This window comes from Bacillus sp. FJAT-42315 (assembly GCF_002797375.1).
GTDB lineage: Bacteria > Bacillota > Bacilli > Bacillales > Domibacillaceae > Bacillus_CE.
This window is the reverse complement of sequence record NZ_KZ454941.1, coordinates 2566956-2590686: the sequence shown is the minus strand read 5'-3', so window position 1 is coordinate 2590686 and position 23731 is coordinate 2566956. Positions and strand designations below refer to the sequence as shown.

The following is a 23731-nucleotide window of genomic DNA, read 5'->3' as shown; positions in this document are numbered from 1 at the left end:
GAAAAGCAGGAGGCGTCTCGTTGAGTAAAATTTATGTTTTAGATACTAATGTCTTATTGCAAGATCCATACGCTATTTTTTCATTTAAAGACAATGAAATTGTGATACCAGCTGTCGTTTTAGAAGAATTAGACTCGAAAAAAAGGTATATGGATGAAATAGGAAGGAATGCTAGACTTGTATCGAAAATCATTGATAAACTGCGGGAAACCGGAAAGCTTCATGAAGGCGTGCCGTTGGATAATGGAGGTAGCTTGCGAATTGAATTAAATCATCGCTCTTTTCAAAAGCTGCAAGATATTTTTATTGAAGTGACAAATGATAATCGCATATTGGCGGTTGCTAAAAATTTATCATTGGAAGAAAAAGAAAAAGAAAATGGACGTCCTGTGATTTTAGTCAGTAAAGATACGCTAGTTCGAGTGAAGGCGGATGCACTTGGTTTAGAATCTGAGGACTTTTTAAGTGATCGAGTCATCGAAATGAGCGATATATATACAGGCTTTTTAGAAATATATGTGTCGAAAGAAACATTAGATTTGTTTTATCAAAAAGGAGAATTAGCCCTTTCAGAAGTAGCGAATCATCCTTTTTATCCCAATCAGTTTTTGTTATTAAAGGATGCCTTAGGAAGCTCTTCTTCAGCTGTAGCAATGGTGGATGGAAAAGGGAAGTACATGAAAAAGCTATTGCATGATGAGGAAATCATTTGGGGGATCAAGCCCCGAAACGTGCAGCAAATGATGGCGATCGAGTTATTAATGAGACCGGATATTCCACTTGTTACGATGGCTGGTAAAGCAGGGACAGGCAAAACGTTAATCGCTTTAGCGGCGGGATTATTTCAAACAGAAGACTTGCAAATGTTTAAAAAATTGCTCGTCGCTCGACCGATTGTACCTGTTGGAAAAGATATTGGCTATTTGCCGGGAGAAAAACAGGAGAAATTACGACCGTGGATTCAGCCAATTTATGACAATCTAGAGTATTTATTTAATACGAAAAAGTCGGGAGAAATTGACCAAATTCTTGCAGGTTTAAATTCTGTGGAGGTGGAGGCACTTACCTATATTCGTGGTCGGAGTATTCCGGAACAATATATTATTATTGATGAAGCACAAAATTTAACGAAGCATGAAGTGAAAACAATTTTAACAAGAGTAGGAGAAAAAAGTAAAATCGTATTAATGGGCGACACCGCTCAAATCGATCACCCTTACTTAGATGAGTATAACAATGGTTTAACCTATGCGATCGAAAAGTTTAAAGATCAAGCCGTTGCAGGTCATATTAAACTGATGAAGGGAGAAAGATCTGGTTTAGCTCAATTAGCCGCTGATTTATTGTAGTATGAAATAATATCTTATAATGACTTGATTTCTGTTGGAATATGTGGTATGTGAAGGAGTTAATTCTCTCCATATACCACATATTGCTTTTCAGGATCAAGTTTTTTGTTTTATTTTTGGCTGTTTATGTCGAAAAAAATTCAATGATGAATGGAAAATGTGTTAAAATAAACTACTGAAAGCGGTATAAGAAATTGTAATATATCAGATCTGAGGTTATCGTGGTAGATGGGAGTTATCGGCAAATGAGACTAGTCGCTGTTTCAACATTAAAAGAGCATGTTAAGTTAGCTAAACCAGTATATAATGAGACTGGTCAAATTCTTATTGGACATGGAATTCCACTTACGAAGCAAATGATATTGCGACTACACCAACTCGGCATTACATTTGTTTATATGGAAGACGAAAAAACAGAAGATATTGTGTTTCGTCCTGCTGTGACAGAAAAAGCGCGCCAGGAAGCTCTCAGTGTAATGAAACAATCGTTTGAAGATGTAGCGAATGCGAAAAACTTCAACAGTAAGTTTTCATTTGACAAAATGGAGAGGCAGTTTAAGAGCGTGATACGTGAGATGCTTGATCAAATAAAAGGGCATAAGGAAGCCGTTTCCTTGCTCTCTGACGTATGTGCACACGACAATTATATTTTAGCACACTCACTCAATGTCACGATCTATACATTAGCACTTGGTTTAAAGTTACAACTAAAGTCTCAACAGCTAGAAGAGATTGGTCTTGGGGCGATGCTGCATGATGTTGGAAAAATACTTGTTCCTCATTCTATTTTAATGAAACCTTCGCGACTGACGGATGGAGAGTATGAAGAAATCAAAAAGCACGCTGAATATGGATTTAATATTTTAAGGAAGGAACATAGCATTCCACTTACAGCTGCTCATTGTGCTTATCAGCATCACGAAAGACTCAATGGTACAGGTTATCCTCGAGGGATTACAGGTGATCAAATTCATTTATATGGAAAAATTTTAGGGATTACCGATGTGTACGATGCTGTCACCTCCAATCGAATATACAGGCAGGCGATGCTTCCTTCCGAAGGTCTAGAAATACTATATGCGGGAGCGGGAACTCAATTCGATGCGGAAATGGTAGAAGCGTTTCGTAAGTCAATTGTTGTCTACCCGAATGGCTTAACCGTTCATTTGCATGATCATCGAAAAGGGGTTGTGCTAAGGCAAACGCCTCATGTTAGCGACCGCCCTGTGTTATTAATATTAGAAGAAGAAAACGATGAATTGGATCAGCCGTATGAATTAGATTTGTCTAAGGAATTAACGGCAATGATAAGCGAAACAGATACGACTCTATTAGGAAAACAGCAGAAAAAAGGGGACGTCTCATAAATGGATGAGGCGCCCCTTTTTTCTACACCGAAAGCGAAGTGACAGGCGCAGAGAAATAATGGGATTTTTAAATAGGAAGTATTGTTCCAAAAGTTCGCTGATGATTAATCAATTCGAAAGGCTTTTACACGACGAATTGGATGTTCACGATTAGAGCCATCTTTATATAACACATGAACAGGACCGTCTTCTCGAAGTGGTTTTCCCTGTTTCGAAAAAGCTAACAACATATTGTTTGCGTTATGTAATGGGAGTCGTTCTTCACCATTTTCAGTTTCAATGATGATCATAGTCGCTTCTTCGTTTGGCTCCGCATTTTTTAAAAAAGGTTCAAATGGTATAGCGAAAGTCCCATTTAGTATTTGTTCTTTTAGAAATTTCTTCTCTGATTTGATCGTAGGTGGTGAAATCGCTCCTTCACGAATTTCTTTATCCCAAAACTGAGAAATATTTTTTGTGTATTCTTCTTCTTCGGAAAGGCTTTCGGTTTCGTTCGTATCAAAATATGTATCTAAATCAATCCGACGATCGTCAAAAATCCATACACCTGGATCTAATGTCACAGAAAATTTCACTTTTCCGTAAATGGGCATAATGTTTTCCACTGTGTTTCCTCCTTGCGTGTATTGGTTGTTCAAAGTAAAGTATAGCTCTTAATTGTTTTCTTGTCAGGAGACAAATACAAAATTCCTTGCAAAATAATCCGATTAACGATAGAATTTTAAATTATAGCTAATCCATTGCACGGAATAGGGGGAGTGTACAAATGGCGTCTGAAATGAAAGTCGATCACAGGGAAAAAGCCTACTCTCTATTAGAAGCAGACGCAGAAAAGATTTTGCGCCTCATTAAAGTTCAAATGGACAACTTAACGATGCCCCAATGTCCTCTTTATGAGGAAGTGCTTGATACTCAAATGTTTGGCTTATCCCGTGAAATAGATTTTGCCATACGTTTAGGACTAGTTGATGAACAAGATGGAAAAGAGTTGATTGATTCTTTAGAAAGAGAATTATCGGCTCTCCACGAGGCATCTACTGAAAAATAAACGTGAAAGAAACTCAAACGGATATTTTCCATGTTTGAGTTTTTTTACATAAAATAATACATCCCAATGATAGTAAGATGTAAAAGGGATGAGGTGAAGGTTTATGTGGAAAAAAATTCTTAAATCTTATGATTATTCTTTAATTGCTGTATTTGTTTTATTATGTCTTTTTGGATTAACGATGATTTATAGTGCGAGCTCTGTAGTCGCTGTCCAAAAATATGACTATGCAAGCGATCATTTTTACAGTAGACAAAAAATCTTTTTACTTCTTTCTATGGTTCTTTTCATTGTTACAGCAGCATTTCCATATAAAGCTTATAGAAATAGTAAATTTTTATTTATTAGTTTGTTTGGTATTCTCGCTGTTTTGATTTCTCTTTTGTTTTTCGGAAAAACAACAAATAATGCCCAAAGTTGGTTTCGTTTAGGTGGGCTGAGTATTCAGCCAGCTGAGTTTGCTAAGTTGGTAATTATTATCTATATGTCAGCTGTCTATGCGAAAAAACAAAAGTATATTAATTCATTTAACAAAGGAGTTATTCCTCCTATTGTATTTCTAGTAGTTACTTGTATGGTGATCGCTGTTCAACCTGACTTCGGTACAGCGTTTATTATATTTCTTATCGGGTGTACAATTATCGTTTCCTCAGGTATGAAATTTAAAAGTATGTGGAAACTAATTGTTTTAGGTTTAATGATTGCCGTCATTCTTTCTCCTATGGTAATCTGGAAAAAAGATCAAATTTTCACAGACGAAAAAATCAGCCGCTTTACCGGACATTTTGATCCATTTAAGCATGAAGAAAGTGATGGCTATCAACTGGTCAATTCTTATCTCGCGATTGGTTCAGGTGGAGTAACTGGATCCGGCCTTGGACAAAGTGTACAAAAACTTGGCTATTTACCTGAGCCTCATACTGACTTTATTATGGCTGTTATTGCTGAAGAACTAGGTGTGTTTGGTGTGATCTTTGTCCTTGGTGGATTAAGCTTTATTGTTTTGAAAGGAATTTACGTTTCTATAAAATGTAAAGACCCATTTGGCTCGATGATGGCAGTTGGTATTTCCAGTATGATTGCCATCCAAGCTGGTATTAACCTTGGAGGGGTGTGTGGGTTGATTCCGATCACTGGAGTGACTCTTCCGTTTATTAGTTATGGTGGGACGTCCCTTATGTTGCTCGCTATTTCTATGGGTATATTAGTTAACATTTCTATGTTTAATAGATTTGAAAGTTTTTACAGAAAATAATAGTTGTAAACAAGCCGTGATTTCGAAATAAAAAGGTTCAATTTATTGAACCTTTTTATATATATTTATTTGCTTAATAGGGGAGAGATGATTATGAGACAAATCAGTAAAGTACTGGTTGCGAACCGAGGAGAAATTGCGATCCGTGTGTTTCGTGCTTGTACAGAGCTACATATTCGCACTGTAGCCGTTTATTCAAAAGAAGATTCGGGTTCTTATCATCGTTACAAAGCGGATGAGGCTTATTTAGTTGGTGAAGGGAAAAAGCCGATCGATGCGTATTTAGACATTGAGGGCATTATTGAAATTGCTAAGCAAGCAGAAGTAGATGCCATTCACCCAGGCTATGGATTTTTATCTGAAAATATTGAATTTGCGAAACGTTGCGAAGAAGAGGGGATCATTTTCATCGGCCCTAAATCCAAGCATTTAGATATGTTTGGTGATAAAGTAAAGGCAAGAATGCAAGCTCAACTTGCCGACATCCCAGTGATTCCAGGAACAGATGGATCAGTAGATAGCCTTGAGGAAGTAGTGAAATTTGGTAAGAAGTTCGGTTTTCCATTGATGATTAAAGCGGCTTTAGGCGGTGGCGGACGCGGCATGCGTATTGTAAGAAGCGTCGATGAAGTGAAAGAGGCGTTTGACCGAGCTCGATCAGAAGCGAAGGCTGCTTTTGGAAACAGTGAAGTATATGTGGAGAAATTTGTTGAAAACCCTAAGCATATTGAAGTGCAAATTTTAGGCGATAATGATGGGAATATCGTTCACTTGTATGAGAGAGATTGCTCTGTACAAAGACGTCATCAAAAAGTAGTGGAAGTAGCACCTTGTGTATCAATATCTGCTGAGTTGAGAAATCGCATTTGTGATGCGGCTGTTAAGCTGATGAAAAATGTAGATTACTTAAACGCAGGGACAGTCGAATTTCTTGTAGCAGGAGAGGAGTTTTACTTTATCGAAGTGAACCCTCGTGTGCAAGTAGAGCATACAATTACCGAAATGATTACCGGCATTGACATTGTGCAATCGCAAATTTTGATTGCGGAAGGACATGCTCTTCATAGTAAAAAAGTGGGAATTCCTGTTCAAGAAGAGATTGTTACTCATGGGTATGCCATTCAATCTCGTGTGACGACAGAAGATCCGTTAAATGGATTCATGCCTGATACGGGTAAAATTATGGCCTATCGTTCTGGCGGAGGTTTCGGTGTACGTCTAGACGCTGGGAATGGATTTCAAGGAGCAGTCATTACTCCTTATTACGATTCACTTTTAGTCAAAGTTTCTACTTGGGCACTTTCTTTTGAGCAAGCGGCTTCGAAAATGGTTCGTAACCTGCAGGAATTCCGAATTCGAGGGATTAAAACGAACATTCCATTTTTAGAAAATGTGATGCGTCATGAGAACTTTGTGACAGGGAATTATGATACGTCTTTTATCGATACAACACCTGAATTGTTCAGCTTCTCGAAAAGATTAGATCGCGGGACAAAAATGCTTAGCTATATCGGGAATGTAACAATTAATGGCTTTCCAGGAATCGAGAAGAAGAAAAAGCCTGTATTTGAAAAACCTTTTATGCCGAAAGTGAAATATTCTGAGCCTACCACTCCAGGTACGAAGCAAATTTTGGATGAAAAAGGTGCAGATGGATTAGTAGACTGGGTCAAATCTCGCCCTGAAGTGCTGTTAACGGACACAACGTTCCGCGATGCTCATCAGTCTCTATTAGCGACGCGTGTGAGAACAAATGATTTAACGCATATTGCGGAACCGACAGCTAAATTACTTCCTGATTTATTTTCTATGGAAATGTGGGGAGGCGCCACATTTGATGTGTCCTACCGCTTCTTGAAAGAGGACCCTTGGAAACGTCTGATCACATTAAGACAGCAAATTCCAAATGTATTATTCCAAATGCTTCTTCGTGCGTCAAATGCCGTCGGCTATACGAACTATCCGGATAATGTGATTCGTGAATTCGTGACCCAATCAGCTGATTCTGGAATTGATGTATTCAGAATATTCGATAGTTTAAACTGGGTTAGAGGGATGGAAGTAGCTATTGACGCTGTTCGTCAAACAGGAAAAATTGCAGAGGCGTCTATTTGCTATACTGGTGATATTGATGATCCAACTCGTACAAAATACGATATTGATTATTACAAAGCGATGGCGAAAGAATTAGAGAATCAAGGAGCTCACATTCTTGGCATTAAAGATATGGCAGGCCTATTAAAGCCGCAATCAGCTTATCGATTAATTTCTGAATTGAAAGAAACGGTTGATATTCCGATCCATCTTCATACACATGATACGAGCGGAAATGGAATTTATATGTATGCAAAAGCGATCGAAGCCGGTGTAGATATCGTCGATGTGGCGTTAAGTACGATGGCAGGATTAACATCCCAACCAAGTGCAAGCACGCTTAAGTACGCGCTTAAAGGAACAGATAGAGAACCGACTGTTAATATTGACGCACTTGAGCAGCTATCTCAATATTGGGAAGGTGTTCGTAAATATTATCACGATTTCGAAAGCGGTATGTTAGCTCCTCATACAGAGATCTACAAGCACGAAATGCCTGGTGGACAATACAGTAACCTACAGCAGCAAGCAAAAGCAGTGGGTCTTGGCGAACGTTGGGAAGAAGTAAAAGATATGTACAGCCGAGTCAACTTAATGTGTGGAGATATTGTCAAAGTCACTCCATCTTCTAAAGTTGTCGGGGATATGGCTCTGTTCATGGTCCAAAATGATTTGTCCGAAGAAGATGTACTGACAAAGGGAGAGAAAATGGATTTCCCAGACTCTGTTATTGAGTTGTTTGAAGGTTACTTAGGACAGCCTTATGGAGGATTTCCTAAGCAACTTCAACAAGTGATATTAAAAGGAAAAGCACCAATCACTGTTCGTCCGGGGGAATTGTTGAAAGCTGTCGATTTTGACGCCCTTCATCAGCAACTTACGCAGGAATTGGGACGTCAGGTGACCAGTCAAGATGTCATTGCTTACGCATTATATCCGAAAGTCTTTGTGGATTACACAAAAACGATTGATCAATTTGGGGATGTATCCAAACTTGATACACCAACGTTTCTGTATGGCATGCGACTTGGGGAAGAAATTGAAGTGGAGATTGAAACAGGAAAAACACTAATTGTGAAGCTTGTTTCGATTGGACAACCACAGGCGGATGGAACGCGTGTCGTCTACTTTGAGTTGAATGGTCAGCCTCGTGAAGTTGTGGTTAAGGATGAAAGTGTGAAATCGGCCGTTGCATCGAAAATAAAAGCTGATCCTAAAAACGAAAGCCATATTGCAGCGACTATGCCTGGAACGGTGATTAAAGTGATTGCAGAAAAAGGTGAAAAGGTCAATCACGGAGATCATTTGATGATCACTGAAGCGATGAAAATGGAAACAACTGTTCAAGCGCCGTTTACAGGTGTTGTGAAAAATATTTACGTACAAAACGGTGAAGCGATTTCAACAGGTGATTTACTAATTGAATTAGAAAAATAACATACAAAATGCAGTAGGCAACAGCCTACTGCATTTTGCGTTATTTTTCATTTAATTTGCTTCTCGATATTAAAAGAATAAAGTAACATAACAACCCAAATAAACAGGAAATAAATAATGCGTGAGCTAAGGCGATATACAGATTTAATCGAGTATAAATGATGAAAGCTCCTGCAATGACTTGTAGAAGAACTAATAGAAAAGCGATAATCCAGCCCCAGTAGATCACACGTTGATGTTTATAATTTTTTACAGCGACAAAAGTAATGTAAGTAATCCAAACAAAGATTAGCCCTGCTGCTAATCGATGCCCCATTTGAATCCATTGATACATATTGAGTGAAAGCCCCGGTGCACTGTTTACGCAGAACGGCCAGTCGGGACAAGTGAGGCTAGCGTCTGTATGACGGACAAGAGCTCCCGTATAAACGACTAGATAACTATATAGAGTGACTCCAATCGTGTGCCATTTCATTCGTTTGTCAATAACAACAGAGGAAGCATCAAATTTTTGATCAACTTCAAAGATTAAAAGTGTTAACAGAAGAACAGCTGCAAAAGAAATGAGTGAAATACCAAAATGCAAAGCAAGAACAAAGTCAGATTGTCCCCAAAGAACAGCAGCAGCTCCGATTAACCCTTGAGCGACTAAAAAGAAGAAAGATAAGAACGCAAGGAATTTTGTTTCTCTTTTATGCCCGATCATTCGCCAAGAAGCGACAGAAAGTGCCAGTACCAGTAATCCAACTACACCTGAAACGAGTCGGTGTGCTAACTCAATAATCGTTTCAATGGTTATGTTATCAGGAATAATTTGCCCGTGGCAAAGCGGCCATTCTCGTCCGCAACCAAGCCCGGAGTCTGTTTTCGTGACTAGAGCGCCCCCAAGTAGTACAAGAAGCATACCGAACGTTGTTAATATCGCTAACCATTTTAGCGAGCGTTGCATGTGATCACCTACTTATGTAAAATTAACTTTTTGAATAAAAAGAATATATCTTCTCGATAATACAGAAGATAGTGGTAAAAGACAACTTGTAAATTTTTATGAAAATGTTATGCTTAACGGGACAAATTAACCATTTTTCCTTGGCATCTATAGCCCAGTCTTGTTATTTATTATCTAATAAAACAAAAATGATAGAAATAGTACTTGATTACCGGACACAAATTCGACATAATTAGTTCAATATGTATTCACAAAAAAATGGATAGATATGTTTTAATATTGAATTGATAGGCGTTTTTGAAAAATGAGAAAACTGTCACACGGTGTAGAAAACGAGAGCTCAATCATTTATATTAGAGGTGGGAAGGCTTTTGTTTCTCTAGTGAGAGGGGGGGAATTGGGTGTCACGTGCCTCAACAACAGTGGGGAAAACTCCACTGCCAGAGACGACAGCGATGAGAGATTTTCTTGCATTAATCAAAATAGGAATTGTCAATTCAAATGTAATCACGATCTTTACAGGAATGTGGCTCGCTTTTGAGTTTAATGGCTTACATTTTTTAACACAGCTAGACACGGTTTTTTATACATTGCTCGGTTCAGCATTGATCATTGCTGGATCTGCAAGCTTAAACAATTTTATTGATCGCGATATCGATCCGTTGATGGAACGAACGAAAGACCGACCAACTGTAACAGGCAAGATTAGTTTTCCAAAAGTCATGTCAATAGGGTTAGCGTTTATTATTGTTGGAACGACTTTGTTATTTTTAACGACGTTCACAGCGGGTATGATTGGACTGGTCGGAGTATTTAGTTATGTAGTCCTTTACTCTATGTGGTCCAAGAGGAGACATGTTAGCAATACCGTTGTCGGAAGCATTTCTGGCGCTGTACCGCCATTAATTGGCTGGGCTGCTGTAGACCCGAATTTAGATATTATTGCATGGATGCTATTTTTAATCATGTTCATCTGGCAACCTCCGCATTTTTATGCGTTGGCTATGAAACGTTGTGAGGAATATCGAGCAGCCAATATACCGATGCTACCAGTAGTGAAAGGGTTCTCAACAACAAAACGCCACATGGTGATTTGGGTATTAGCCCTATTACCACTTCCGTTTTTTATGGCGCCACTTGGAAATGTCTTTATTGCTTTAGCAACGGTTTTAAATATTGGCTGGCTTGCTCTTGGATTGGCTGGATATAAAATGAAAGATGATCTAAAATGGGCCAAGCTAATGTTTGTTTATTCTTTGCAATATTTAACTATTATGTTTGTGGCGATGGTTATTTTAACTGTCATATAAAAGAGGGGAATTCTTTCTTGTTAAAGAAATCCATATATAAGCTCATGTTCATTTTAGAATTCAGAAGAAAGAGGGGTTTAATTAAGCTATGAGAGATAGGCTAACTAAATGGCGTCTTTTCTCGGTGTTTACCGCATTGGCGCTTGTTCTGTCCGGCTGTGGTGAACCGTTTCTTTCCGCACTAGTACCGGGCGGAGAAGTTGCTCAAAAACAATATGATTTAATGCTTTTGAGTACGATCATCATGGTTGCTGTAATTTTAGTAGTTTTTGTTATCTTTATTATCGCTATTTTCCGCTTCCGTCGTAAAAAAGGCGACGAAAACAAAATGCCTAAACAGGTAGAAGGCAGTCATTTGTTGGAAATTATTTGGACTGTTATTCCGATTATCCTTCTTTTAGTTCTTGCAGTGCCAACAGTTAAAGCAACTTTTGACCTTGCAGATGTAAAGGAAATGGATAAGAAAAATGCAAAGGGCGAGCGCGATGCACTTGTTGTAAACGTACGTGCAAGCTTGTACTGGTGGGAGTTTGAATACCCAGATCAAAAGGTAGTTACTGGTCAAGATTTAGTCGTGCCAACTGACCAAAAAGTTTACTTTAATTTAAAAGCATCTGACGTTAAGCATTCATTCTGGATTCCTGCAGCAGGTGGAAAGATGGATACGAACGTAGATAACGTTAACCAATTTTGGCTTGAGTTTGACAGCGAGAAGTCTAAGGATGCACAAAACCTTTTCTATGGTAAATGTGCGGAGCTTTGCGGTCCTTCACATGCTTTAATGGACTTCAAAGTAAAAGCGATTCCACAGGACGAATTTAAGCAGTGGATGGATGACATGAAAACAGCGAAAGAAGAGACACCGACTGATGCTACAGCAGCAAAAGGTCAAGAGCTTTTCAAACAAAACTGTTTGAGCTGTCATGCCGTTACTCCACAAGATGCACGTCCGGAACAAGCGAGACTTGCTCCGAACTTAGCGACATTTGGAGAGCGTTCTCGCGTTGCTGGTATTTTAGAGCATAACGAGGAAGAGTTGAAAAACTGGATTCGCGATCCTGAGAAATATAAGCCTGGTAACAAAATGACAGGCACATATGAAGAGTTATCTGAAGATGAGCTAGATCAACTAGCAGCATACTTAATGAGCTTGAAAGTACAAGATTAATAAACGATCAAAAAGGAGGTAAAATCGTTGAGTACCATTGCGCAAAAACGAGGTTTCGCAGCTACGATTTGGGATTATTTAACTACGGTTGACCATAAGAAAATTGCGATTCTTTACTTAATTGCAGGCGGTATCTTCTTCCTCATGGGTGGCGTTGAAGCCATGATGATTCGGATTCAGCTTGCTAAACCAAACAATGATTTTGTGAGTGCGGGTTTATTTAATGAACTTCTGACTATGCATGGAACAACCATGATCTTCTTAGCGGCTATGCCATTACTATTCGCATTTATGAACGCGGTTGTGCCACTTCAAATTGGGGCTCGTGACGTAGCGTTCCCATTCTTAAATTCATTGGGCTTTTGGCTATTCTTCTTCGGAGGAGTATTCTTAAACCTATCATGGTTCCTTGGTGGAGCTCCTGATGCAGGTTGGACATCTTATGCCTCTTTATCACTTGCATCGGAAGGACACGGAATAGACTTCTATGTTCTAGGTTTACAGGTATCAGGTTTTGGTACGTTAATCGGGGGGATTAACTTCCTTGTTACGATTATTAATATGCGTGCTCCTGGTATGACTTACATGAGAATGCCTTTATTCACATGGACAACATTTGTGGCGTCTGCATTGATTTTATTCGCATTCCCACCGTTAACAGTCGGTATGTTCATGTTAATGTTTGACCGTCTATTCGGTTCTAACTTCTTTAATGTAGCAGCTGGTGGTAACACAATCATCTGGGAGCATTTCTTCTGGATTTTTGGTCACCCTGAAGTGTATATTCTAATTTTACCGGCTTTCGGTATTTTCTCTGAGATTTTCTCAACGTTTTCAAGAAAGCGTTTGTTCGGATATTCTTCTATGGTATTCGCAACTGTATTAATCGGTTTCTTAGGATTCATGGTATGGGCTCACCATATGTTTACAACTGGTATGGGTCCTGTAGCCAATGCGATCTTCGCGGTAGCTACGATGGCGATTGCTGTTCCTACCGGAATTAAGATCTTTAACTGGTTATTAACAATTTGGGGCGGTAGTATTCGCTTCACTACGCCAATGCTATACGCTGTAGCATTTATTCCGTCTTTCGTTGCCGGTGGGGTAACAGGAGTTATGCAGGCAGCAGCACCAGCGGATTATCAATATCATGATTCATACTTTATCGTAGCTCACTTCCACTACGTAATTGTCGGTGGAGTTGTGTTAGCGTTATTAGCAGCAACTCATTTCTATTGGCCGAAAATGTTTGGAACAATGTTAAATGAAAAGTTAGGAAAAGTGACGTTTGTTCTATTCTTCACTGGTTTCCATTTAACGTTCTTTATTCAACATTTCTTAGGTTTAATGGGGATGCCACGTCGTGTTTGGACGTTCTTACCTGGTCAAGGACTTGACACAGGAAACTTTGTTAGTTCAATAGGAGCAGCATTCATGGCAGCGGGTGTTATCGTGTTATTATTCAACGTTGTGGTGACATCTGTGAAAAACGAAAAAGTTGGAAACGACCCTTGGGAAGATGGACGTACACTTGAGTGGGCAATCGCTTCACCACCGCCGTTCTACAACTTTAAACAAACACCACTTGTTCGTGGGTTAGATACTTATTGGATTGAAAAGATGGAAGGTAATAAAGGGATTACACCAGCTGAACCACTTGGTGATATCCATATGCCTAACGGATCATTCGTACCATTTATGATTTCTCTTGGTTTATTCATCGCTTCTTTCGGAGCAATGTACCATGTAGATGACAAACCATGGGCGCTTCCAGTGTTAATTGCTGGATTAGCCGTTACATTCCTATCTATGTTCTATCGTTCAGTGAAAGACGATCATGGATTCCATATCCATAAAGAAGATTTAATGGATGAGAAAGATAAGGGGGTTAAGGCATAATGCAAGTTGAAGAAAAATTCACACCCCAAACTTGGCCAGAATCACCTGAGCAAGCGACCCTTGAAGGGAAAAATAAATTTCTTGGTTTTTGGTTCTTTCTAGGAGGGGAGACGGTTTTATTCGCTTCTCTCTTCGCAACCTATCTTGCGTTAAAAGATAAAGTTCCAAGCCCAGATCACGTGTTAGCAAAAGATCTTTTTGAATTACCTTTAGTATTCGTTATGACCATGTTGTTATTAACGAGCTCGTTAACGAGCGTGTTTGCGATGTATCATATGAAAAACTATAACTTCAAGCGCATGCAAGCTTGGTTATTGTTCACAGTTCTTCTTGGTTTAGCCTTTTTAGGTTGTGAGATTTACGAATTTAATCATTACTACCATGAGTATAATCACACATTCACAAGCAGCGCATTCGGTTCAGCCTTTTACACATTAGTCGGTTTCCATGGAGCCCACGTAATCTTCGGTTTATCATGGATTATTATTTTAATGGTTCGTAACGCAAAGCGTGGATTAAGTCTATACAACGCACCTAAGTTTTATTTAGCTAGTCTTTACTGGCACTTCATTGACGTTGTTTGGGTCTTTATCTTCACTGTAGTATACTTAATGGGAATGGTGGGATAATTGATGGTAAATAATCAATCAAATTCAAGCAACCCAAGAGTTGATTACGAATACCGACGTAAAAAAAATGCTGAAGAAATGAGAATGCAAGTCGTAACTTTTACTTTAATGATTTTCTTTACAGTCGTTGCATTTGTAGCTGTTGCAGCAGGTTTTTCTAAATGGTTTATCGTTCCATTTATCCTTTTACTTGCATGTGTTCAAGTAGCGTTTCAATTATATTATTTCATGCATATGAGTCATAAAGGTCATGAAGCACCGTCCCTTTTCTTGTGGTCGGCTATAACTATAGCGTTTGTGACAGTTTTAGCATTTGTAACGGTTGTATGGATTTAATGAGAAAGCTAGCCTCTAGGGGCTGGCTTTTTGATTTGTGCGGTCATTGTTTTACTTATATAATGTCATCAACTTGTCAATTGCTAACATTGATAGGTAGCAAGGAGAAAGGTATAATCATTAATAGGGCATCTCTCAAAAATGATCGAGGTGAATAAATAATGCCAATTGGGATTTTTGGATTTCAATCTTTATGGAGTCCTTTGTTTATGCTTGTGCTAGCCTTCATTTCTGTTTTGTTTTTCTTAATAACGGTGAAATGGAGAAAGGATTTTAAAGAAAGTGAACCGTTAACAAAACGTCAAGCAGGTCTATTTGTAACGGCGATCCTTGTATTATATGCTGTCAAAGGCTCTCCTGTTGACTTACTAGGCCATATTATGTTTTCTTATCATATGGTTCAAATGGCTGTTCTTTATTTAGTTGTTCCACCACTTCTCATTAAAGCAATACCATGGTGGGTTTGGAAAGTGGTTATTGAGTTACCTGTGATTAAAAACGTATTTCGTTTGTTTACAAAGCCACTTGTTGCGTTAATTTTTTTTAATGGGATGTTTTCGTTTTACCATATCCCTTTGATTTTTGATTATATTAAAATGAGTGAAACACTTCATGGCTTATACACATTTATTTTGTTTATTTTCGCTATCTTTATGTGGTGGCCATTAGTTAATGAAATGCCAAACAGAAAACAACTAGCTGGTATTAGAAAAGTAGGCTATATTTTTGCTAATGGAATTTTACTCACTCCAGCTTGTGCTTTAATTATCTTTGCTTCTACGCCGCTATATGCGACATATAGTGATGCCGGTTCTTGGCTGAAAGCAATGGAGCTATGTGTACCGGTAACGACATTGCAAGGGCTAAACTTAAGTGGACCTGAATTGTTTTCAAACATGCCTGTCGTTGAAGATCAACAACTCGGCGGTATTATTATGAAAATCATTCAAGAGATTGTTTATGGCTATATTCTGGCTATTGTCTTTTTTGAATGGTATCGAAAAGAGCAACGCGATGAAGAGACGATTACGCAAGAAGCATTGGCTCGTCATCAATCTAATTTGATTAAGTAATTTTGTAAAATGGGTAATCTAAAGGTTGATTGCCCCTATACATACGGAAGAGAGGATACAATATGTCTTTACCTATCCTGCCTACAATTAGTACGTCATTTATCGTGTTAAGTGCGATTTTTGTTGCGATTGGTTGGGCGCAAATTAAACAGAGAAAAATTGAGCAGCATAAAAAAACGATGTTAATGGCAGCTGTTTTTGCGCTGATCTTTTTCATTATTTATGTCAGTCGGACTGTTTTTGTGGGAAATACAGCATTTGGAGGACCAGATGAGATTAAAATTTATTACACAGCCTTTCTAGTCTTTCACATTATTTTAGCGACAACAGGTGCTGTTTTCGGCATTGTGACCCTTCTTACTGGTTTAAAAAATAACTTGATTAAGCATAAAAAACTGGGACCGATCACTAGTGTCATTTGGTTTTTTACAGCGATTACGGGTGTTGCTGTTTATTGCCTTTTATATGTTCTATATAAAGGTGGAGAGACAACATCTGTTATTAAGGCGATATTAGGATTTTAAGCAGGGGGGGTACTCCTGCTTTTTTATTTTGTTTAAAAAGAAAAAGTGCTAGGAGCTTTTCCTAGCACTTTTTAAAGATGAAATTAAATAACGAATGGAGTAATTTCGTTTTTAATATCTGCAAGTAGCTTTTCACAAGTTTCTACTAGAGATGTTGGGAAGTGTTCACCGTCTCCATATTCTACTCCATGAGGATAGTAATGTTTTCCTAATAATGGAGTCATTAATTGAATAACTGCTTCTCCACCGCCGATATCACCTTCAGTAGCAAAGCCTAATACGCGTAAATAGTATGTACCTTCTTTTAATTCAAATTTGCGATCGAATGTGACTCTCTCGTAATCCCATTGTCCAGCATGAACCAATCCGTGTGAACTTAAAATGTACTCTAAGCGGTTAAAATCTAGTTGTAAATTTTCTAAACCAGTATTTTCAAATTTCATAAAAGATTCCCTCCTGAGCTTCTTCGCATATGCCCTTATGCATAGCTTACTTACGCACTTACTTCATTTTAATAATAGTCTAAAAATAAGTTTCTTGCAATGTATTGAAGGGAATGAAAAGATTAATTTTACACGATTATTCAACGAGTGTTCAAGTATTTGCCGAAGAGGAGAAACTTATAGGAGCATATTCCCTAATGTAGTTGTTATCTTCTCGTATGCGTCTATTTAGATAAAGTGTTATAATATCAGTATAAAATGGGGACGCTATTTGTATAGATGAAAGGAAAGGAGGGTTGCATTCTGAGATCGGCAATTAGAATATTAATCGTGATGTCTATCATCTTAATTGTTGGTTTATATACGAATCAAGCAATGGAAGAAAAAGGAGTGCTTGAAGATTCAACGAGTCTTTCTCCTCCAAAGCCAGATTATGATATAGAAGAAGAATTAAAGAGTCAGTCAGAGCCTTCTCCAATTGCTAAGAAGCCTGGGACGGGTGTTGGAGCACTTTTAGGAAAAGAAGCTAACGTATTAATTAAGACGTATGGTGAGCCTATCCGCAAAGACTTGTCTGCTTACGGGTATGAATGGTGGATTTATAAAAAAGATCACCAATATGTTCAATTTGGTGTAGAAGGAAATAAGGTCGTATCGGCTTTTGCTACAGGTGAAACAGATGTGTCTCCTTTTAAGATCGGACAACAATCGGCTGAAATTTTTCGTACTAATTTATTGAATACAGAAATTGTTATTAATATGAAGGAAGGCACGTACCGATTTGAACTGTCAGAGGAAGATTTTAATATTCGTCCACTGATTCCATTAGGTGATATTTATGCGCAATTATATATTGATAAATTTACTGGAACGCTTTCTAGTGTTCGTTTTTTAACAAAAGATAGCTTGCTTAAGCAACGCCCGTATGAAATGGTTTATCGTGGGGATTTGCCAGCAGTCCCTGAACCGCCACCCTCTGTTTGGGAGAAGGTTCAAGCAGGAAATGAACAGCAAATACTAGATTTGACGAATATGATTCGTGATCGATTTGATCTCAATCAATTAATGTGGGCGCCAGATGTAGCAGATGTGGCTAGATTGCATAGTAAGGATATGTTTGAGAAGCAATATTTCGCACATGAATCTCCTTCTGCAGGTGATTTAGGTGACCGGTTAACGAAAGCGAATATCGCATTTCAAACAGCGGGTGAAAATATTGCAGCTAATTATATAGATGGACCAGCTGCTGTGGAAGGCTGGCTTAATTCGGAAGATCATCGAGAAGCGCTATTAGAAGAAGAGTACTCTCTCTTAGGAGTGGGCGTTTATCGCAAATATTATACGCAAAATTTTGTCACTAAAAGGTAGCCGTTTAGGCTACCTTTTTATGATGAATTCTTTTTCACTTTTTATCCTCTAGTCCATAAAGTAATAGTAGCAAATTTATCGGGTGAGGGATGCTACGTGGAGAAGAATGCATTACATCCAGAAGTACAACAATTTAAAAAGTATATGGGTGAGCGACCGGGATTAAAAAGAATGGTGAGGGAAAGAAAGCGAACTTTACAACAATTGTTTGAAGAGTGGTATGAAACGGGTGAAGTAGTTGATGAAGAAAAGCAGGAGAGAGAAACAGATGAAGCTTCTAGTTGGAGTGAAAAAATAGTAGAGACGATTGGGTCTCTGGATGCAAAGAAGTGGAATAGTTACGTGGCTGAATGCCAATCAATATTGGAAACCATTCAATTAATTCTTGCAGACTTGGTTGATCAGGGAAAAGAGAGAAGAGATCCATTTTTGCCTTCAAAAAGGAGGGACTTAGATTGAGACAGGAAGTTATGGGGAAAATCAATAACAATAAAGAATGGTTAGCCTATTTAAGGAAAGAACCGATCTGGTATCGACTGTTAAGTAGAAATCCGTATGATTTAGAGAAGTTTGAACGAGCGAGCCTTCATTATTATAAAAAGACGTTCCCGCATCAAGTAGAACGAGTCAATGATGGGCTGTTATTAGCTTCAGCTTTATTTTCGATGATGAATTCACAAATACCCACACCAACTTCATCAGAAGCTACAAATTCGACAGAGTCATAAAAAAATGATCAATAAAAACGCCTCTTTTTGTTCACACTAAAACAAAAAGATGAGGAGTGTAGAGCATGAGGCTATGGATTGTAGCGATTGTTTTCGTGATGTTAACTGGTTGTAAGCTCAATTTTCCTAAACCAGAAGCGTTATCAACTGTTCCAGAAGTGAAAGAAGTAGAAGCAGAAGGAACAGAAAATCATCATTGGACGGTCAGTCATATGTTAAAAGGACAACAGTTATTTGTTGAGTGTATTGTGGAGAATGTTTCGTTTTCAACGGAAGGAAGACAGGGCAAGGTAATGGGGCGTGCAGCGGTTTATATAGATGGAGCGTTTTATAAAAGCTATGATACAGCTGCTTTTATTGTCAAAGGTTTAGCTTCAGGTAAACATACAATTGATGTGAAACTTGTGGGTGAGAGGAATCAGCCTCTCGGATATGAGAAAACCTTTCATGTAACCATTCCATAAATATTTTTCTTTTGAGGGGAATATGTTAATATAATGGAATGGAGGTGGGCATATTGCTTACAGCTACATTAGAAAAGATTCATACGATGGAGCAAGCGGAACAGCTCGGCCAAATGGTCTTGCTTTCAGATATTGCTGAAAAGTACCGAGTATGTTATTCGCTTTTATATACAACATCTGAAACAAGAGAAAAGATACAACGGTTTAGCCGCCTAAAAGATCTTTATGAGGAAGTCCAACGGTTTGGTCGTTATCATCCGGACTATAGCCGTGTAATGAAAGAGATCAGAGAGGCAAAACGTGACATGGATTTAGATGAGAATGTCGCAGCCTTCCGTGTGGCAGAGAAAGAATTGCAAACACTGTTGGACGAAATCAGTACGCTTTTAGGGCGGTCTGTTTCTGAATCCATTAAAGTTCCTACTGGTAATCCGTTCTTTTCGGCGGGTTCTAGCTGCGGCGGAGGTTGTGGGAGTGGTGGAAGCTGTGGTTGCTCAGCGTAGATGCCATCGGATTCAGTGAGTGATGGTTGCTAATACTTTTCCTTCTGTGCTAGACTTAATGAAAAAGTATTTAGTTGAGGGAGATTATATGTTTATCGAACGGCAGGCTGTGATTGTTTGGCTTCATCATACGAAGCCCGTTAAATCGTTGCGCAAATATGGAAATGTACATTACGTATCAAAGCGAATGAAGTATGCGGTAGTTTATTGTAACCAAGAAGAGATAGAAAAGATCATGGAGAAATTGAACTCTCTTTCATTCGTAAAAAAGGTAGAGCCGTCTTTTAAACCATTTTTGAAAACTGAATATGAAAATTCTAAGCCAGATAAAGCGAAAGAATATGATTATAAAATCGGCGTTTAAAAAAGCAGGAATTTTTCCTGCTTTTTTTAATTTAACGGCGGAATATAGTGATTTAGTCTCAAAATACCAATCAAATATTGATAATACAATGTTTTTTCTGCAAAAATCGTAGAAGGTTTGACATCAAATTGAATGATCACTTTATTTAACGATTCAGCAGCTTCCTGAAATAAATCAAAGCGCTGACTAGGGGTAGAAACCGGGTGAGGAATCCCCTCTCGACATATATACAATGGTTGAAAGTTACCTGGATTTGTCGGCTCTAGCACAACGATAAGTGAAGTGACGGACCTATCCTCTATAACCGAATGCAAGGCGAGCATATGGCGTAAACGGTGTTTATTATTTTGAGCGATTTCGATGAGTTCATATAAATCTGAATACCCCTCACCAAGCTCGATAAATCGTTGGATCAAAAGATACCCTCCATTCTTTTAAGAAAATTCCTTATTCATTGTACCGCTCCCTATCATAAAGCTCAACCACTCTAATAAAAAAGATCATTAAATCCTTTTTTTAGTGGGTACTTTTATGACCTTTCACCAAAAATACAATAAATATGAATAAAGAATAGCTTTTTTAATCAAGAGTTTGCTATCTTATAAGTGTGAATATATGACTAGTTAGGGTGAAGTTTATATGGTAAAAAAAGCCTTGTTATTTAGTTTGTTTTTAATGATTATTTCCGGGGGAATAATATTTGTACAATGGAACGGATATGAAGGAAGTTCTAAAGCGCTTGGTGGCAATGAGCTTGAACAGGAAATTCAAATCATTTATTCAGAGCAAGGGTTTGCTATTCAACAAACATTTCATCATTTACAAATCGATAAGCCGCTAACGCTTGTGTTTCCTATCGATGCAAAAAAAATGCGTTGTGAGACGAAGGAAGGGAAATGCTCCTTGAACGGACTAAGTGCGATGATCATCCCTAAAGATCACACATTTACCGTTTCATATACGTTAAATGCACCTCCTGTTAAGTCTTCGATGTTGTTGACGAATTGGTTTGTTAAAGTGAAGGAAACAGAAATTAAAAAAACATCGATTTATTTAACAGATAAGAAGTTAAGAACGGGTAACTGGTATTCAGGATTGAAAACTACAGGCGGACAAAAAAAAGATCTGATCAGCTATTATGAGTTTCAAGGAAATGGAGAAGCTGATGTACTTTATTGGCAATCAGGTCCGTTAGTCGATGTGAATGCAGGGGTAAATTTAGCTTTATACATGCCACCTGAAACAAAAGCTCCTGAACAGCTAGTTGGTTCATTAAAAAGCTTAGATATTCCTAAGCGAAAAACAATTATTGTAACGAATCAGCATGCTGCTTATTCATCTGATCATTTTCATATTTTAAATAATAGTCAACAGTTGGCAGAACTCGTTAACACAATCCAATTAAACGATATGAAAAATAAGTATCGCTTTAAGGAGTCGGAGGAGTGGTTGGCGGAAATAATGGTTGCCCTTGAGCTTAACCGTGCGTTTGGTTCTCAAAAGTCACAAAAAATGTATCAGTACTTACAACAGCAATTAACGCCCGAAGAACAAGAGACATATAAAGTTGAGGTTTTACAAATGAAGGGTGAACCGATGACAGCAGAGCAATTAGATCGAATGCTTTCTGAGGTGAAAGGACTAGAAACGCACTTCTTTCAGGAAAATCATGACGCAAAGAGCGTAATCAAGCCGTTGCTTTTTGCGGATACTCGTTCAGTCATAGTGAATGGAAAGGTAATGACGTTTAAAGCGATTAATCAAAAAGGAGTATTGTTATTTCCATTCCAGTCGATATTACGTCAGCTTGGATTTGATGTGAAATCACTTTCTAATAGTCAATCATTACTTGTGAACAAAGGTGCAGATACGTATCGTTTTGACCTTGATCAGCATCGTTTTATTTTGAATGAGGAGGACTATGGACTATATGAAAATGCATTAGCCACTTATAATGGTGAACTATACATTGAAGACACTTGGCTTCAAAAAATATTTTTAGTTTCTGTTAATGAGCAAGATGATCAAATTGTCATTGATCCGCTTGATTTGTAATAAAAACAACAAAAAACCTGCTGAAAACAATCAGCAGGTTCCTTCTATTGTCAACAGTTAGACAGAAGGAAAAGGGAGAGGAGAAACCGGAGAAAAGGCATATGGGGAATTATGCTTTCTCCGTGATCGACAACATCCCGAGTGATGTTGTTATCAATAGTATGACCCGCTTTCTGTTTTTTTAAACTAGTAATGAAAGAAATTAGTCAAATACGAAGAAATGGAAATGATCTAGATTCAGTCATAGAATTGTGTTAACATGAATGAGAAAATCTTTATGAATGGTGAATGAATGATGAGAGTAATTTCAGGTGAGCAAAAAGGAATCCCATTAAAAGCCGTGCCAGGTCGAGATACGAGGCCAACAACGGATAAAGTGAAGGAATCCATATTTAATATGATTGGTCCTTATTTTTCTGGTGGACTCGGGCTTGATTTGTTTGCCGGTAGCGGTGGATTGGGCATCGAAGCATTAAGTAGAGGTTTTCAGAATATGATCTTTGTTGATCGTGACATGAAAGCGGTTCAAACGGTGAAGGGGAATGTAGAGAAGTGTGGCTATACTGATTGTTGTGAAGTGTATCGCAATGATGCCGAGAGAGCGCTTAAAGCGATTACGAAACGAGAACTTGTTTTTGACGGAATCTTTTTAGATCCGCCGTACAAAAAACAACAGCTAGAGAAGCTTTTAAAATGGATTGAGGAAAAAAGGTTGTTAGCTTCTGATGGGTTTATCGTTTGTGAGCACGGCTCTGATATTTTTTTGCCCGAGATGATTGGGCAATTGCAGCAAGTGAAAGTGGAGACGTATGGCATCATTCGTGTATCAATTTTTGAATGGTCAGATAAATAAGGGGGAGCGTTAATGGCAAGTATTGCAGTATGTCCGGGAAGTTTTGACCCAATTACAAATGGACACCTAGATATTATTCAAAGAGGAGCGAAAATTTTTGATAAGATTTATGTGGTCATTTTAAGTAATTCTTCTAAAGCGCCACTTTTTTCAGTGGACGAAAGGTTAGAACTTATTAAGGCAGTTACAAAGCATTTGCCGAATGTAGAAGTGGACCACTTCAACGATTTGTTGGTAGAGTACGCAAAAAGCGTAAATGCCAATGCCATTTTGCGCGGTTTGCGAGCTGTATCAGACTTTGAATATGAAATGCAAATCACTTCCATGAACAGAGTGCTAGATAATCATGTAGAAACTTTTTTCATGATGACCAATAGTCAATATTCCTTCTTAAGTTCAAGTATTGTTAAGGAAGTAGCTAAATATAACGCCAACATCTCAGACCTTGTTCCAAAAGAAGTTGAAATCGCGTTAAAAAAGAAGTATCAACACACTTAACATAGTTTACATAAACA

At 38.2% G+C, this 23731-nt stretch carries 25 protein-coding genes; 21 read left to right on the top strand and 4 right to left on the bottom strand.

What is annotated here, in order from left to right:
- Window positions 1–20: 20 nt before the first annotated feature.
- Window positions 21–1349, top strand: coding sequence for a PhoH family protein (locus CEF22_RS12655; RefSeq protein WP_100403144.1), 1329 nt, complete (start codon window positions 21–23; stop codon window positions 1347–1349).
- A 245-nt stretch (window positions 1350–1594) separates the two neighbouring features.
- Entirely contained in the window at window positions 1595–2716 is a 1122-nt protein-coding gene (locus CEF22_RS12650) for an HD-GYP domain-containing protein (protein ID WP_100403143.1), read from the top strand.
- A 104-nt stretch (window positions 2717–2820) separates the two neighbouring features.
- On the opposite strand, the gene CEF22_RS12645 is transcribed toward CEF22_RS12650, so the two are convergent.
- Entirely contained in the window at window positions 2821–3321 is a 501-nt protein-coding gene (locus CEF22_RS12645; protein ID WP_100403142.1) for a hypothetical protein, read from the bottom strand.
- Between the two features lie 161 nt (window positions 3322–3482).
- Between CEF22_RS12645 and CEF22_RS12640 the strand changes: the two genes are divergently transcribed.
- From CEF22_RS12640 to pyc, 3 genes are all read left to right on the top strand, one after another.
- On the top strand, window positions 3483–3764 hold the full coding sequence (locus CEF22_RS12640; RefSeq protein ID WP_100403141.1) for an Fpa/YlaN family protein: 282 nt from the start codon (window positions 3483–3485) through the stop codon (window positions 3762–3764).
- Between the two features lie 103 nt (window positions 3765–3867).
- On the top strand, window positions 3868–5019 hold the full coding sequence (locus CEF22_RS12635) for an FtsW/RodA/SpoVE family cell cycle protein (RefSeq protein ID WP_100403140.1): 1152 nt from the start codon (window positions 3868–3870) through the stop codon (window positions 5017–5019).
- 93 nt (window positions 5020–5112) lie between these two features.
- On the top strand, window positions 5113–8550 hold the full coding sequence (gene pyc, locus CEF22_RS12630; protein WP_198508066.1) for a pyruvate carboxylase: 3438 nt from the start codon (window positions 5113–5115) through the stop codon (window positions 8548–8550).
- Window positions 8551–8590: 40 nt separating this feature from the next.
- Here pyc and CEF22_RS12625 read toward each other — a convergent pair whose 3' ends face one another.
- A complete protein-coding gene (locus CEF22_RS12625) occupies window positions 8591–9499 on the bottom strand; it encodes a COX15/CtaA family protein (protein WP_095479788.1) in 909 nt (302 codons plus the stop codon).
- A gap of 455 nt (window positions 9500–9954) precedes the next feature.
- Here CEF22_RS12625 and cyoE point away from each other — a divergent pair, with 455 nt between their 5' ends.
- The 7 genes from cyoE (at window position 9955) to CEF22_RS12590 (ending at window position 16438) form a co-directional block, all read left to right on the top strand.
- Window positions 9955–10809, top strand: coding sequence for a heme o synthase (gene cyoE, locus CEF22_RS12620; protein WP_232726203.1), 855 nt, complete (start codon window positions 9955–9957; stop codon window positions 10807–10809).
- 88 nt (window positions 10810–10897) lie between these two features.
- On the top strand, window positions 10898–11977 hold the full coding sequence (coxB, locus tag CEF22_RS12615) for a cytochrome c oxidase subunit II (protein ID WP_100403138.1): 1080 nt from the start codon (window positions 10898–10900) through the stop codon (window positions 11975–11977).
- A 27-nt stretch (window positions 11978–12004) separates the two neighbouring features.
- Window positions 12005–13876, top strand: a complete 1872-nt coding sequence (ctaD, locus tag CEF22_RS12610) for a cytochrome c oxidase subunit I (protein ID WP_095479791.1) — start codon at window positions 12005–12007, stop codon at window positions 13874–13876.
- Window positions 13876–14505 carry a cytochrome (ubi)quinol oxidase subunit III gene (locus tag CEF22_RS12605; RefSeq protein WP_100403137.1) on the top strand — a complete coding sequence of 210 codons (630 nt, stop codon included), beginning with the start codon at window positions 13876–13878 and terminating at the stop codon, window positions 14503–14505. Before ctaD ends, CEF22_RS12605 begins: the two co-directional genes overlap by 1 nt.
- Window positions 14506–14508: 3 nt before the next feature.
- On the top strand, window positions 14509–14841 hold the full coding sequence (gene ctaF / locus CEF22_RS12600; RefSeq protein WP_095479793.1) for a cytochrome c oxidase subunit IVB: 333 nt from the start codon (window positions 14509–14511) through the stop codon (window positions 14839–14841).
- 161 nt (window positions 14842–15002) lie between these two features.
- Window positions 15003–15914, top strand: coding sequence for a cytochrome c oxidase assembly factor CtaG (ctaG, locus tag CEF22_RS12595; RefSeq protein ID WP_100403136.1), 912 nt, complete (start codon window positions 15003–15005; stop codon window positions 15912–15914).
- A gap of 62 nt (window positions 15915–15976) precedes the next feature.
- Window positions 15977–16438, top strand: a complete 462-nt coding sequence (locus CEF22_RS12590) for a DUF420 domain-containing protein (RefSeq protein WP_095479795.1) — start codon at window positions 15977–15979, stop codon at window positions 16436–16438.
- An 83-nt stretch (window positions 16439–16521) separates the two neighbouring features.
- Here the strand turns inward: CEF22_RS12590 and CEF22_RS12585 are convergent, their stop codons facing one another.
- Window positions 16522–16881: a YugN family protein gene (locus tag CEF22_RS12585; protein ID WP_095479796.1), complete on the bottom strand. Its 360-nt coding sequence runs from the start codon at window positions 16879–16881 to the stop codon at window positions 16522–16524.
- A gap of 333 nt (window positions 16882–17214) precedes the next feature.
- Here CEF22_RS12585 and CEF22_RS12580 point away from each other — a divergent pair, with 333 nt between their 5' ends.
- The 6 genes from CEF22_RS12580 to CEF22_RS12555 all read left to right on the top strand — a co-directional run bounded on the left by CEF22_RS12580 (window position 17215) and on the right by CEF22_RS12555 (window position 20308).
- Entirely contained in the window at window positions 17215–18249 is a 1035-nt protein-coding gene (locus CEF22_RS12580) for a CAP domain-containing protein (RefSeq protein ID WP_232726114.1), read from the top strand.
- A gap of 96 nt (window positions 18250–18345) precedes the next feature.
- Window positions 18346–18708: a spore coat protein YlbD gene (gene ylbD / locus CEF22_RS12575; protein ID WP_100403135.1), complete on the top strand. Its 363-nt coding sequence runs from the start codon at window positions 18346–18348 to the stop codon at window positions 18706–18708.
- Window positions 18705–18977 (top strand): YlbE-like family protein, encoded by a 273-nt coding sequence (locus CEF22_RS12570; RefSeq protein WP_100403134.1) that lies wholly within the window; start codon window positions 18705–18707, stop codon window positions 18975–18977. Before ylbD ends, CEF22_RS12570 begins: the two co-directional genes overlap by 4 nt.
- Window positions 18978–19042: 65 nt before the next feature.
- Window positions 19043–19441, top strand: coding sequence for a hypothetical protein (locus CEF22_RS12565; RefSeq protein ID WP_100403133.1), 399 nt, complete (start codon window positions 19043–19045; stop codon window positions 19439–19441).
- A gap of 38 nt (window positions 19442–19479) precedes the next feature.
- Window positions 19480–19944: a YlbF/YmcA family competence regulator gene (locus CEF22_RS12560; RefSeq protein WP_100403132.1), complete on the top strand. Its 465-nt coding sequence runs from the start codon at window positions 19480–19482 to the stop codon at window positions 19942–19944.
- 88 nt (window positions 19945–20032) lie between these two features.
- Window positions 20033–20308, top strand: a complete 276-nt coding sequence (locus CEF22_RS12555; RefSeq protein WP_094834930.1) for a YlbG family protein — start codon at window positions 20033–20035, stop codon at window positions 20306–20308.
- 26 nt (window positions 20309–20334) lie between these two features.
- On the opposite strand, the gene CEF22_RS12550 is transcribed toward CEF22_RS12555, so the two are convergent.
- Window positions 20335–20724 (bottom strand): DUF7147 family protein, encoded by a 390-nt coding sequence (locus CEF22_RS12550; RefSeq protein WP_100403131.1) that lies wholly within the window; start codon window positions 20722–20724, stop codon window positions 20335–20337.
- 223 nt (window positions 20725–20947) lie between these two features.
- Here CEF22_RS12550 and CEF22_RS12545 point away from each other — a divergent pair, with 223 nt between their 5' ends.
- The 3 genes from CEF22_RS12545 to coaD all read left to right on the top strand — a co-directional run bounded on the left by CEF22_RS12545 (window position 20948) and on the right by coaD (window position 23714).
- Entirely contained in the window at window positions 20948–22363 is a 1416-nt protein-coding gene (locus CEF22_RS12545; RefSeq protein ID WP_100403130.1) for a stalk domain-containing protein, read from the top strand.
- Window positions 22364–22658: 295 nt separating this feature from the next.
- Window positions 22659–23216: a 16S rRNA (guanine(966)-N(2))-methyltransferase RsmD gene (rsmD, locus tag CEF22_RS12540; RefSeq protein ID WP_095480243.1), complete on the top strand. Its 558-nt coding sequence runs from the start codon at window positions 22659–22661 to the stop codon at window positions 23214–23216.
- A gap of 12 nt (window positions 23217–23228) precedes the next feature.
- A complete protein-coding gene (gene coaD / locus CEF22_RS12535) occupies window positions 23229–23714 on the top strand; it encodes a pantetheine-phosphate adenylyltransferase (protein ID WP_095480244.1) in 486 nt (161 codons plus the stop codon).
- Window positions 23715–23731: the final 17 nt, after the last annotated feature.